15 protein-coding genes are annotated in these 12,875 nt (G+C 40.7%); 4 read left to right on the top strand and 11 right to left on the bottom strand.

What is annotated here, in order from left to right:
• Positions 1-223: 223 nt before the first annotated feature.
• Positions 224-481 (top strand): hypothetical protein, encoded by a 258-nt coding sequence (locus IJS99_04540; protein MBQ7561090.1) that lies wholly within the window; start codon positions 224-226, stop codon positions 479-481.
• 28 nt (positions 482-509) lie between these two features.
• Positions 510-797: a type II toxin-antitoxin system YafQ family toxin gene (locus IJS99_04545; GenBank protein MBQ7561091.1), complete on the top strand. Its 288-nt coding sequence runs from the start codon at positions 510-512 to the stop codon at positions 795-797.
• A gap of 74 nt (positions 798-871) precedes the next feature.
• On the opposite strand, the gene IJS99_04550 is transcribed toward IJS99_04545, so the two are convergent.
• From IJS99_04550 to IJS99_04600, 11 genes are all read right to left on the bottom strand, one after another.
• Entirely contained in the window at positions 872-1,363 is a 492-nt protein-coding gene (locus IJS99_04550) for a hypothetical protein (GenBank protein ID MBQ7561092.1), read from the bottom strand.
• 129 nt (positions 1,364-1,492) lie between these two features.
• Entirely contained in the window at positions 1,493-3,094 is a 1,602-nt protein-coding gene (pgm, locus tag IJS99_04555; protein ID MBQ7561093.1) for a phosphoglucomutase (alpha-D-glucose-1,6-bisphosphate-dependent), read from the bottom strand.
• A 62-nt stretch (positions 3,095-3,156) separates the two neighbouring features.
• Entirely contained in the window at positions 3,157-3,945 is a 789-nt protein-coding gene (gene lpxA, locus IJS99_04560) for an acyl-ACP--UDP-N-acetylglucosamine O-acyltransferase (GenBank protein ID MBQ7561094.1), read from the bottom strand.
• 6 nt (positions 3,946-3,951) lie between these two features.
• Positions 3,952-4,401 (bottom strand): 3-hydroxyacyl-ACP dehydratase FabZ, encoded by a 450-nt coding sequence (fabZ, locus tag IJS99_04565; protein MBQ7561095.1) that lies wholly within the window; start codon positions 4,399-4,401, stop codon positions 3,952-3,954.
• 8 nt (positions 4,402-4,409) lie between these two features.
• Positions 4,410-5,216 (bottom strand): UDP-3-O-acyl-N-acetylglucosamine deacetylase, encoded by an 807-nt coding sequence (locus IJS99_04570; protein ID MBQ7561096.1) that lies wholly within the window; start codon positions 5,214-5,216, stop codon positions 4,410-4,412.
• Positions 5,206-6,276 carry a UDP-3-O-(3-hydroxymyristoyl)glucosamine N-acyltransferase gene (gene lpxD, locus IJS99_04575; GenBank protein MBQ7561097.1) on the bottom strand — a complete coding sequence of 357 codons (1,071 nt, stop codon included), beginning with the start codon at positions 6,274-6,276 and terminating at the stop codon, positions 5,206-5,208. Before lpxD ends, IJS99_04570 begins: the two co-directional genes overlap by 11 nt.
• The gene (locus IJS99_04580) at positions 6,197-7,471 is read right to left on the bottom strand and encodes a hypothetical protein (protein ID MBQ7561098.1); all 1,275 of its coding nucleotides are present in this window, start codon (positions 7,469-7,471) and stop codon (positions 6,197-6,199) included. The genes lpxD and IJS99_04580 overlap by 80 nt, the downstream gene beginning before the upstream one ends.
• On the bottom strand, positions 7,416-9,158 hold the full coding sequence (locus IJS99_04585) for a BamA/TamA family outer membrane protein (protein ID MBQ7561099.1): 1,743 nt from the start codon (positions 9,156-9,158) through the stop codon (positions 7,416-7,418). The genes IJS99_04580 and IJS99_04585 overlap by 56 nt, the downstream gene beginning before the upstream one ends.
• A gap of 48 nt (positions 9,159-9,206) precedes the next feature.
• A complete protein-coding gene (locus tag IJS99_04590; GenBank protein MBQ7561100.1) occupies positions 9,207-9,791 on the bottom strand; it encodes a hypothetical protein in 585 nt (194 codons plus the stop codon).
• A 16-nt stretch (positions 9,792-9,807) separates the two neighbouring features.
• Positions 9,808-10,365 carry a sigma-70 family RNA polymerase sigma factor gene (locus IJS99_04595; GenBank protein ID MBQ7561101.1) on the bottom strand — a complete coding sequence of 186 codons (558 nt, stop codon included), beginning with the start codon at positions 10,363-10,365 and terminating at the stop codon, positions 9,808-9,810.
• Positions 10,362-11,036, bottom strand: a complete 675-nt coding sequence (locus tag IJS99_04600) for a histidine phosphatase family protein (GenBank protein ID MBQ7561102.1) — start codon at positions 11,034-11,036, stop codon at positions 10,362-10,364. Before IJS99_04600 ends, IJS99_04595 begins: the two co-directional genes overlap by 4 nt.
• A gap of 389 nt (positions 11,037-11,425) precedes the next feature.
• Here IJS99_04600 and IJS99_04605 point away from each other — a divergent pair, with 389 nt between their 5' ends.
• Both IJS99_04605 and IJS99_04610 read left to right on the top strand, forming a co-directional pair.
• A complete protein-coding gene (locus tag IJS99_04605) occupies positions 11,426-12,250 on the top strand; it encodes an ATP phosphoribosyltransferase regulatory subunit (protein ID MBQ7561103.1) in 825 nt (274 codons plus the stop codon).
• The gene (locus tag IJS99_04610) at positions 12,247-12,861 is read left to right on the top strand and encodes an ATP phosphoribosyltransferase (protein ID MBQ7561104.1); all 615 of its coding nucleotides are present in this window, start codon (positions 12,247-12,249) and stop codon (positions 12,859-12,861) included. Before IJS99_04605 ends, IJS99_04610 begins: the two co-directional genes overlap by 4 nt.
• The last annotated feature ends 14 nt before the right edge of the window (positions 12,862-12,875 follow it).

Genomic DNA, 12,875 nt, shown 5'->3' on the forward strand with positions numbered 1-12,875 from the left:
AGAAAATACGTTTTTGAAATTAAAACAGTGGCGAGGCATTGCAACCCGTTACGCTAAAAAATCATCGTCATTCATAGCTTCAGTTCAGATATGTGCAATGTTTATGTGGCTTTATATATTATGACGACACCGTCTAGAGAATCAAGAAAAATTTTTTATAGCGGACTCAACAATAAAATTATAAAATTTATCTTGAAAATTTAATCAGGAGTGAGAAATAATTATGTCAGCAGCAAAAGTATTAGACTCATTAGAAACAGGAACATTAACGGAAACAATATCGCCCGAAGAAAAATTACGCCGTCTTGAAGCGTCAAACCCGGGATTCAAAGTTTACAGAATGTATGACGAGGGAAGACTCATTACTAATCCTAAAACTTTAAGGGCCATTGCAGAAGCTCAGGAAATAGCAGAAAATTGGCTCAAGGAAAAAGAAATGGAACGCCGCAGGTGGGAAGATTACGATGACGAAATCGAATAAGAGACAGCCGTCAAGTAAACGCACTAACATGCCGCGCGACTCAAGAAAGTCAAAAAGTTTTGTTAAAGATTGGGAGAAATTATCTCATTCAGGAAAACAAGACTTGAATATATTAAAAGAGGCCATGTTATTATTAATCGCTAATGACGAACCTTTGCCCCCTGAATGGAAAGATCATCAATTAAGCGGGAATCTTAAAGAGTTTCGGGAATGTCACGTGAAGGGAGATTTATTACTAGTTTATCAGATAGAAAAAAGCGGCCCAGATGAATTAGTAATCTTTACTGAAGCAAAAACTCATTCAGAAATGTTTTAACGCAAAATAAAACGCTGTCTTCACAAATCAATCAATCCATCAATCAATTTATACAGAAGACAGCACAATCTATATTAACGCCTAGCACCTGCAGAACGTATTATATTTATAATTTCGCGCCTGTCAGGATCTTGAGACCTAAGCCCGCAGTATCTCGCCTCAGCAAGCGGAGTCCTTAACGTTTTATCACGTGCATTAACATCAACTCCGAATGCAATTATAGCTTTTACCACTTCAGGCCGTCCGCCCCTTATCGCAGAATTCAAGACTCCCGCGGCAAATTTCGGTGATTTCGCAAGGTCAAGCCCGGCTTCTTTTGCTGTATTCATTAATAGTTTTATCACTTCAAGGTCAGGATTATTAAACGCAGCAACAATTAAAGCCTGTTCACTCAAGACCGAGCCGACACTAAGAGATTCGCGTATTTCCGTTAAAGCTGCTTTCTTGCAAAAAATAGCGAACTCCGCAGCATTCATTCTTGACGCTCCCATTGAACTAACAGGAGTCGAGAATACACCAACAATGACGCAAATTATCAGGATGAAGAGGAATTCACAGCGTCTCATGACAATAACCCCTCCTAAATAAAATTTTACTGGCAGCGATAATTATAACATTTTAGAAAAAAATACAGCCCTCCAGTTTTCACCAGAAGGCTATTAATAAATATTTTAGATTGGTAGTGTAAATATATTTTATGCGATAATTGCTTGTGCTTCCTGTTGAATTTGCTTGAGATGTTCAGGGCTCACAAAACTTTCTGCGTATAATTTGCAAATATTTTCAGTTCCTGAAGGTCGAGCAGCAAACCACCCGTTTTTAGTCGTAACTTTCAGGCCGCCGATTGATGCATTATTTCCGGGTGCTTTCGTGAATTTCGCCGTAATTTTGTCGCCCGCGAGTGTATCAGCCTTAATATCATCAGGTGATAATTTGCCGAGTGCTGATTTTTGCTCAGGAGTCGCCGGTGTGTCGATTCGTGCGTAAAAACTTGTGCCGTATTTCGCTTTGATTTCGTCATAATGCTGGGCGGGATTCTTGCCTGTTACTGCTGTGATCTCGCAAGCAAGTAAATCCATAATTATGCCGTCCTTATCAGTCGTCCATACTGAACCGTCCTTACATAAGAAAGAAGCTCCCGCGCTCTCTTCTCCGCCAAAGCCCATTGAGCCGTCAAGCAAGCCCTCAACGAACCATTTAAAGCCGACTGGGACTTCACATAATTTGCGGCCGATTCCTTCTGTTACTCGGTCAATTATTGAACTTGAGACTACAGTTTTGCCGACTGCTGCATAAGGCTTCCAACCTGTGCGGCTCGTGAATAAATGCTGAACAGCTACGGCCAAATATGCGTTTGGATTCATGAGTCCTTGAGGCGTTACTATTCCGTGCCTGTCATAGTCCGTATCATTTCCGAACGCTATATCATATGAATCTTTTAACTTGATTAGATTCGCCATAGCAAACGGTGATGAACAGTCCATTCTGATTTTGCCGTCATGATCGGGGGGCATAAATGAAAATGTCGGGTCTAAATTCGGGTTAACGACTTCAAGATTTTGGATCCCGTAAATTTCCGCGATTGGCTTCCAGTAATAAATCCCCGAACCTCCTAAGGGATCCGCACCGATATGGAGTCCTGATTTTGCGATTGCTTCCATGTCGACAACTGCAGCAAGTGCCTTAACATACGGAATAACATAATCCATAAAGTGAACATTTTCAAGTTTAATAGCGCGTTCAAAGGGAATTCTCTTGATTGATTTATACTCGCCGGACTTGATTAATTCATTCGCCCTGTTTTGAATCTTGCTGGTAATTTCCGGGCTTGCTGGGCCTCCGCTCGGCGGGTCGTATTTGATTCCTCCATCAGTGGGCGGATTGTGTGAAGGAGTTATTACCATTCCGTCAGCTTCTTTGTTGCCGGGCGTCCTGTTATGTTCGAGAATTGCGCGTGATACAACAGGAGTCGGAGTCGGTGCAAAATTTTCCTGCAAAATTATTTCTACTCCGTTTGCTGCTAAGACTTCAACGCATGTTCTCATAGCCGGCTCGCTCAATGCGTGAGTGTCTGCCCCGATGTATAACGGCCCGGGGATTTTCTCGGCTGTCCTGTGCTCGTAAACGGCCTGGGCAATTGCCATAATATGAGCCTCGTTAAAGCTGTGAAGTGCTGAACTCCCGCGATGTCCTGAAGTTCCGAATGAAACCTGCTGAGTCTTATCATCAGGATTCGGGGCGAGCGTGTAATAATCGCTGATTAAAGAGGGAATATTTACTATTTTCTTTTCCTGCATAAAATAGGCCTCCGTTCGTGATAAAAAATTTTATAATTTTACGTGAATATCAGAATTATACATTAAACGCCCCAGAATGTTACACCCCTTTTTGTGCCCTCGTAGAATTCTATAATATGGCAAATTTCGGGAATATATTCTGATTTATGCTTTATTGCGTGATTGAGCGAGTCCGTAAATCTTGAATCTTTTCGATAAAGCCAGCGGTAAAATTTATAGATTTCTTTGCGGGTCTCACTTGTAAAGCCTGCACGCTCAAGTCCGACTTTATTTAAGCCCGTTAATCTTAATGGATCGCCCGATGCCAAAGTATAATGCGGAATATCTTTAACGACTCTATAAAGCCCGCCTATCATGCAAAAATCGCCGATTCTCACAAATTGATGAACTCCAGCCATGCCGCCGAAAACTGTATGACTCCCGACACTGACAAAACCTGAAAGCCCGACTTTATTAGCAACTGTAACATGATTCCCGACGTGGACATTATGCGCAAAGTGAACGCCGTCCATGATAAAACAATCATCGCCTACAACTGTCTCATTTCCTTCACCGGTCGCGCGGTTCATGGTAACATTTTCGCGGATTAAATTATTATTGCCGATTCTCAAGTATGAAATTTCGCCTTTGAAGCCGTGATCTTGAGGTTCTCCGCCGAGCGCAGTATATTCATGAATCCTGCAATTTTCGCCGATTGATACATAATCATGAACGCTGACATATGCCCTTAATTCTGTATTCGCGCCGATTTTAACGTGTGAATCAATCAAACAAAACGGGCCGATAATTACTCCGTCATCTAATTCTGCTTTACTAGATACTATTGACGTGGGATGTATTTTAACGCTCAAAACTTTTTAAGCCTCCTTTTTCGTGAGAGTACTGCCCAGCATAAATAAGAATTCGCCCTCTGCTACGATTTCGTCATTTACATAGCCTGTAACTTTTGCCTTACCTGAGACGCTGCGGACTTTGAGTAATTCTGCCTTAGTTACGAGAATATCACCGGGCTTGACGGGCTTTCTGAATCTAGCGTTATCTATTCCGGCAAGAAATGCGATTTTGTCGAGTCCTTCTTTACCGAGCTTGAGTCCTACCATTACAGAAGCAACTTGTCCCATACTCTCAAGAATCATGACTCCCGGCATTGTAGGATCTCCGGGAAAGTGTCCCTGGAAAAACGGCTCATTAATAGTAACATTCTTATAGCCTGTTATATGCATGTCATCATATTCTGTGATTCTGTCTACCATTAAGAACGGATAACGCTGCTTTAAAATTTTCATGATTTCCAGTATATCAAGCATAAATAAAATTATTCTCCTCTCAACTTTTGCGCGAGTTTCAGGTGTAAATCATGGCCTGCTCTCACTGCGATTATATGTGCTTTAAGGGGGCGGCCTATTGCTGCTAAATCCCCTGTTAAATCTAAAATTTTGTGCCGGACGAACTCATTAGTAAATCTCAAACCTCCGGCAGCTTTGACTCCTGATTCAGATATTAATATTGCATTATCAAGAGAACCGCCTAACGCCATTCCATGAGAACGCAAAAAATTTATATCTGACTCATATGCGAATGTCCGGGAACTTGCAATCTCGTTAAAATAATTTTCCGGCGAATAATCATAATCAAAAATTTGCGCGCCTATATATTTATACTCAACTGAATATGTTATGTGCAAATTCTCACAGGGGAAGGCCGCTATAAATCTTGTCTTGTCATCGCTTGAAATAATAACAGGCTGTGAAATCTCAAGAGCATTAATATTATTTTCTCGTGATCTATCAGAGTGAGTCATTATTTCATCACAGATTAATTTTGAGCAGCCATCCAACGCCGGCATTTCTCCGCCTCTTACTGTGAGTTTCACTCCTGACCAGATTCCAAGACCTGCTAAACCTGATAAAACATGCTCGCAAGTTTTTATTTTCGAGTCATCGCTGAAAATATAATCAGATCCCCGATTAGTGCCTGAAAGTTTAAATTTTCTTAGCGGCAGCTCGTGAATGTCATTACTCATTATAATTTCAGGAGAGTCACACGGCGAAATTACTAACTCGCAATCTTGGCCGGAGTGAAGCCCGACACCCTTTAATAATATTGTCCCGTTAAGCGTCATTTTTTTGCAATTTTTTCTCCAGCATTCTCACACGTTTATATAAAGCTGGTAAATCTGCTGCTAAAACTAGCGCGCGTTTTGCCTCGTTATGATTTCTCGCAGGGAAGCCTGACACAATAGAACCGGGCATAATATCATTTGTAACGCCTGAACGTCCCGCAATAATTACGCGTTCTCCGATATGAACATGATCCGTAATTCCTGCCTGCACTGAAATTGTAACGTTGTCATCAATAATAGAACTTCCGGCGATTCCCGACATTGAGCAGATTATACAATTCCGCCCGATTTTCACGTTATGCCCGATTTGAACTTGATTATCAATTTTTGTGCCGCTGCCTATAACAGTGTCATTCATTGCGGCCCGGTCAATAGTTGTGCAGGCTCCTATTTCGACATTGTCGCCGATTATGACTCCGCCGGTTTGAGGAATCTTCACGATTGAGTCATTATCACGGACAAATCCGAATCCGTCGCAGCCTATCACAGCACCGGAATGAATCAAGCAATTTTGCCCGACTCTGACATTTTTTAGCAAAACCGCGTGAGGTTCAATAATGCTGCCTGACTCGATTACGCAATTTTCACCTATAAAAGCAAACGGGGCAATATATGAATCACCAGCAATTTTTGCACTTGAATCAACATAAGCGCGTGAATCAATTCCCGTTAATTTTTCGTGAGCAGGCTCGAATAAAGCTAATAATTTAGGCAGTAAAGCCCGTGGATCTTTGCAAGAAATTCCGCTGCGGGTAGGTGAGAATAAATCTTTTTTTGCGGCGATCGGTATATCAGGGCTCAAATTTTCGATTGCCTTAGAGTCCCATATCACACAGAGCGAGTCTTTATCCGAGTCTTCAGGGCTTGAGATTCGCTTTATATCGCGTTCAGGATTGCCGACGATGCTAATTTTTGGATCATTTAATTTTGCGGCTATTTCAGATAATAAAATAATAATCTCCTCCAAACTATAAAAAATTTTACAAATGCCATAATCCCCTAAGGCCGAATTTATCATCATGAGAGTTATTATAATAAAGCTCAATAGAAACATGTTCATCGAGTCTATAACCGAGTGCGGCCTCATGCTGCTTTAAATTTGGACTCCAACGCCACCAGCCATAGGGACGGCGAATTTTTACGGGTATATACTGCGCTCTGATAAAGTATTCATTTTCCGGCCATTGAACTTCAACACCAGCCCAGAAATTATTTAATAATTCAAATCTTGCTCCGAGTCTGCGTGTAAAGTCAAAATTATTCAGCGAAAAAATTAATTCCGTGTAAATTTCTGCCCAGTTCAAATCCGGCCTATATCCAAAAAATATTCCTGCTTCGGGATATTTGCCTTCAATTCCTGCATAAGCCGCGACCCACATTTGAAAGGTGAATCTCTTGCTGTCTACATTTGCATTTATTCCTGAAATTTTGCCGGGTGAAAAATTTATATTTACGTTTGCCCTGAGATTTTCAACTGCGTGTTTATCTTCTAAGAATTCACGGGCGGAGCGTTCAATGTCGCTTTTATGGAGTTCTGCCCATTTTACAGGAATCCCTATCAGCGGCGCGAGTTCAGGCAGTAATTTTGCTTCTAAATCAGATTGAAACATTGCCGGTATAGTCCGCGAATATAAAACGGGTTTTACTGCTAAGATCATATCAGTTCCGGGCCTGAAAGTTATATTTATGCGCGTTGAGTTTTCCGATAAAAAAATTTGCTGCGAGAACTCCCAGCCGGGTAATTTATTATTTATTATTTTGCTGACTGCCTCTTTCAAAGCCACGTCTGACCATGTAAAGGCATTTTGCGGCAAATCCTTAACGAGATCAAAAATTTCTGCGTCCATGCTTGCAATATCTTCACGAAACCATTTCGCGGCCATTTCTCGTAATTCAGGGACAATTAAATTTATTTCGGGCTTAATTATTTGGCTCATAATGGGAGAAAATTTTACTTCAGGCGAGTTATTTACGAGTTTGACTCTCACTGTGTAACCGGCAAAGAGTCGCGACGCAACAAGAGTTAAAGTTCCTTCACTGTCAATTTCGGGCGAGTCAGGAATCTCCGACCATACAGCCGAAAGACTCCGAGTTACTGCACTTTCCAGCCAAGCGGGGACTCCTGAAACGCTCAAAGCATGACAAGGACTCGAATAATAAAGCGAGAAGGAGAAAATCAGCGCAAAAATTATTATTACATTAAAACATTTCGCCGAATCCGAAATAAGTCTTGCTTTCCTCTTTACCGTGAGCATAATCAACTCTAAGATTTCCGAACGGAGTTTTTACTCTTACGCCGATCCCGTAATCATCATGATAATCACTCCAGTTAAATGACTCGTCAGCGTTGCCGATGTCATAAAATGCTACGAGCGATAACATTTGATTTATGGGCATTCTTATTTCAAAGTTGCCTAAAAACATTTTGCTGCCCTCAAATGAGCGTGAATTATAGCCTCGTAAAGAACTCATGCCGCCGAGTGAATATCTTGCAAACGCCGGTAATTCGTCTTCAGTTGATGAGCCTATTCTGAGTCTTGCTGCAAATAATAACGGGTTCTCATCAGTCCAGTTAAAATCGTTGTCAGTTATTCCGGCTGCTACTTTATTCAGTGAAGCATAAAATCTCGCTTGAGTCCAATATTTAGTATAGCTAAAATCACCGCCTAAAGCCTCAACAGCCTGCTCGATGCCTATTTCCCAGACAAAGCCCTTAGGATATGAAGCGTACTGATCTAATTTATTCCATGTGAGTAAAAGCTCGAAAGTTTGATTATTGCCCTGCCAGATAGTCAAGTCATCAATATAGCCGGGTACAGCATTATGAATGTCATCATATTCTGCGTGCTGATGTCTGACAGTAAAGAACCAGCTCCAATTCTCATTTGCAAATTTCTTGCCGATTCCAGCGAAAACCGTCCAGCTTTTCTCGTCAAAATCAAATTGTCTCTGAGCCTTCTTATAATAATATCTATCATCATAAGTTAAATAGCGCGCGCCTATTCTCCATCCGAAAGTTTTTGCGTCCATATAGGGATTTGATAATGTGAGCCAGTAACTTGCTTCTCTGCCCTCGTTAAAGCCGACTTGTAAGTTTACAGCCCTCCCGCCTAAATTCGTCTCGCTGTAAGTCAAGCCGCCCGCTAATCCGCTTTCAGATCCGTATGCGACATTTAACCCGATTGAAGCCGTTCGCTTTTCTTTAACAGTCAAAATCAAGTCAACAGTATCGTCAACATTTTCGGGAATATCAAAATTTACGTTGACATCTTCAAAGAATCCCATGCTCTGCAATCTGCTTAATTGATGCCTGAATCTGGTAGCATTGAAAATATCGCCCTTTTTCAGCTTGATTTCGCGCCTGATTACATAAGTTTTTGTGCGTTTATTGCCCTGTATAATTACATCTCCGACTTTAGGCTCTAAAATTGTAACGTAGATATTACCGCCCTGAATCTGAACATCTGAGACTCTTACCATGACAAAGCCGTCTTTGTGATAGCGTTCTTGAATCCTGTCTAAGTCATTGCGGAAAAATGTTCTGTTAAAAACTGTTCCGACCTGCGAGAAAACATCTTCCATTAATTTTTCGCTCGTGTAAATAGAATTGCCGGTGAAATTAATAGATTCAATAATGGGATTTTCCTGCACAGTGAACATTACAGCAGCCCCGCCGCCTTCAGGTTTCAAATCTACATCGACGAACGAGAAAAAGCCTTGATCATAAATTGCCTGTACATCCGCTTGAATCATATCCCTGCTTAAAAATTTGCCCGGCTTTGAGTCGACGACATTTAATATATACTCGCTGGTAATTTGAGAGTTGCCTGTTACTCCGACTGAAGTAATTTGTATTTCCGGGACTTCTTCAGCGTGTGCAGCTATGATAAAACTTGCCGCAAATATAGCCGTCAACACAAATATTAAAATTTTCTGCCTCATGATTGAATTTGATTCTCCCCTTCTCATATTTTATTAGTGCGCTTGAATTTATTTATTATTTATAATAACTGTCTTGTTACCCTTTAAAGCTCGTTCTCCCGTCTGCATTAACGTGAAAACTTGATCATATGGAACTTTTTTATTAATTGCTTGAACTTGATTCACCGGTGCGGGCTTTATTGCTGACTCATCAGGCTTAAGGGGTTTATTTGCGAGTCGTCTTGCTTTCTTATTAATTGCCTGAACTGGTGCGGGCTTTTTCTCGATTATTTCATGCTGCGAGTTCTCACGAATTATTATAATAGGCTCGGCGAGAACTATTTTATTTGAGTCTTGATTTATGAGAGATACAGGCGGAGTCAATTCCCTAGAAATAGGCACAACCGAGAATAACACGATCAATAATGCGAGAAATACAACGCGCGGGAATAATTCAAAAAATTTTGCGAACGGGTTTATCTTGACTCCCGAACATTTTGTAAAAACGTCTTGGCGCAAATCTTCCAAATCTGCACGGGCGCATTCAGCATCCATTAAGGCGATTTCCATAGCCCCCTGACTGTATGAACTCTTCAAACGCTCAAGCCATCGGACAATTCCCGCGACTCTCTTATCTACTAATGCATGTCTCAAAAAATATTACACTCCTTTATGATTGCGCGAGACCCAGCCAGCCTCGAATTTTTGCTATTGCTGCACGTCTCAATCTATAAACATGGCTGACATCTAATTTTTTCTCAATTGCTACATCTTTAGGCTTCTTGCCCTCGAAAAATAGAGCTGAAACAATTTCGGCTTCTTTTCCGTCAAGTTTCTTGATACTCTGAGCAACGTCAAGCCACTCATCATTATTATCACTGTCTGAGTTATTTTCTTCGGCCATAACAAGCCACTCATCAGGAACAGGGAGGGGGGCTTTTTTCTCGCTGCGTTCCAACATGTTAATAATTTGCCCGTGAATCTTGTGATATGCATATGTCGAGAATTTGAATTCACGTTCGGGCTCAAATTTATCAACTGCACGAATAAGAGCTAACATGCCTTCTTGAATAATATCCTGCTTTAATTCATTATCAGTAACGTGAATCTTCCCGGCAATCCAGAAGACAAGCGGCCTATAAGCTACGATTAATTCTTCACGAGCTTCAATATCACCGTGTGTGCAAAGCTGCCATAAATTTTTCTCGTGTTCGGGATCTAAGCTCATATTGTTACGCCCTCCCAGACCGGCATTTTAACGCCCGACTCGCCTGCTCTAACGTGTAAATCATCATTTGAGAATACAAGACAGGGGCGGCCTTTACGCATTTCTACACCGCTTATAGAACAATTAGACACGTCCATATTCCAAACTTTATGAGGATTCAAGCCGGTGAATACAGCATATAAAGCTCGCATTATTCCGCCGTGAGATACGACGACTATATTTTTATATGAACCGTCCAAGAAAGTTTTTACAGCTCGTGAAAGTCTTGTATAAATCTGTTCCCATGTCTCTGCACCTTCAGGAGGATTGAAAAATGGATCTGCCCGCCATTTCGCAAATTTTTCGTGCTGTTCCCGTTCAAGTCCTGCGATTGATTGACCTTCCCAGCCGGCAAAATTTATTTCCTGAAGTTCGGCCAAGACTATAGGCTTTATATTTACGCGTTCTCCTATTGCGTTTGCTGTGTATAAAGCTCGATCTAACGGGCTTGTGTAAATGACTTCAGGCGGCCAAGACTCGAGTCTTAATGCTAAAGAATGCGCCTGCCTCTTCCCCTCTTCTGTGAGCTGAACATTTGTCCGACCCTGAAAGCGATATTCTTTATTCCATTCGGTTTGGCCATGCCGTGCAAGAATAACGCGACGAGGTATTTTATTATTATTATCTGCCAATTTTTTCAGCTCCTCCTGACCTGATTATTTATTTAGTAGTTATACTTAACGATTTTATTTTACGTAATTATAGCATGTAAGTTTTTCACTATGTGAGTTATTACAGGAAATATTTATTATTGCGAATAATTTGCGGCTTTCACGAGGGAGCAAAATTTTATGAAGTCATGATATTATCAGGTGTGAAAAATTTATTATTATGCGAGAAATATTTTAATACGAACAATTTATTATGCGAGATATAATGCTGATTTTACGAAACGAGAAAAATTTTATACAAGCATGATATTATCAAGTATGAAAAATTTATTATGCGAACTCGCGAATTTCACGGGGCAAAATATTTATACATGTTCACGCAAAATATATTAATTAGGAGGCATTTATACTTGCTAGAAAATATAAATTTACAGCTCAGGCCGGAAGAAATAGCAGCTTTGAAATTAAGACAGCTTTACGGGCAATACGGCTATTTATTTTACAGGATGAGCAGATTTGAAGAGTATGATTTTTACGCTGATAAGAAGGATTTCTTGACAACCGGCAAAATTTTAACGTTCACGGACATTAACGGCAAATTAATGGCTCTGCGTCCTGATGTAACACTTTCGATTATTAAGCACATTAAAGAATTACCCGGCCAAGCTCAAAAATTTTTTTATGACGAGAAAATTTACAGAGTCCCGAAAAACGCAAATAATTTCAGGGAATTATCACAGGTCGGAATTGAATTTATAGGCGCGCTTGACTCGGAAAATATTCATGAAATCATAGAGCTTGCTGTAAAGAGTTTAAAAACTTTATCAAACGGGCGGCGTTATGTTCTTGATATTGCGGACGCTGGAATAATTGCGAAATTTATAACTCATAATAAACGCTCAATCATGGAATGTATATCAGGAAAAAATATTCACGGACTCAGAGATTTAAACGCTCCCGACGAAATTATAAAACTCATGACGGGCGAAAATGTCCCGGACGAACTTGCAGAAATCAAAAAATTTTATCCCGACATAATTAATATAGACTTCTCAGCAGTAAGCAATCTAAATTATTATAACGGGATTATATTTCGCGGCTTCATTGAGGGAGTCCCTGACATTATTTTATCGGGCGGCCAGTATGATAATTTGCTGCACTCAATGGGATATAAATATTCTCAAGCTATGGGCTTTGCTGTTTATCTTGACGCACTGGAGGGGACTATAAATTGATTAATATCGCGTTACCTAAAGGCAGACTCGGCGTGAGAGTCTATAAACTTTTCGAGAGTGCAGGCTATGAATTTCCGGGAATTCTTGACAATAACCGCAAATTAGTATTCGAGAATGAAAAATTAAATATGCGTTGTTTCTGGGTGAAGCCTTTTGACGTGCCCGTTTATGTCGAGAGAGGGACGGCCGATATTGGCTGTGCCGGTAAAGATATTTTACTGGAACGCAGCCCGGATGTTTACGAACTTGAAGACTTGAAAGCCGGTTTTTGCCGCATGGCAGTAGCTGCTAAGAATGATTTTATTGACGATGAGTCAAAAATTTTGCGGGTCGCTACTGAATTCCCGAATATAGCGCAGAATTATTATTCAAGTCAGGGCCGCGAGATTGATATTATAACTTTGCGGGGATCTCTTGAACTTGCGCCGGTGCTGGGACTCTCTGATGTCATAGTTGATATAGTAGAGACCGGGACAACTTTACGCGAAAATAATTTACACGTTATAAATTATATTGCGGATTTGAGCGCGAGATTAATTGCTAACAAGTCAGCTTATAAATTTAAGTGTGATGCTATTAACGAAATAATAAAAACTTTGAACAAGGAATAAATATCGGGGGGCGG

The sequence above is a fragment of the Synergistaceae bacterium genome (assembly GCA_017444345.1).
In the GTDB taxonomy this organism is placed as follows: Bacteria; Synergistota; Synergistia; order Synergistales; family Aminobacteriaceae; genus JAFUXM01.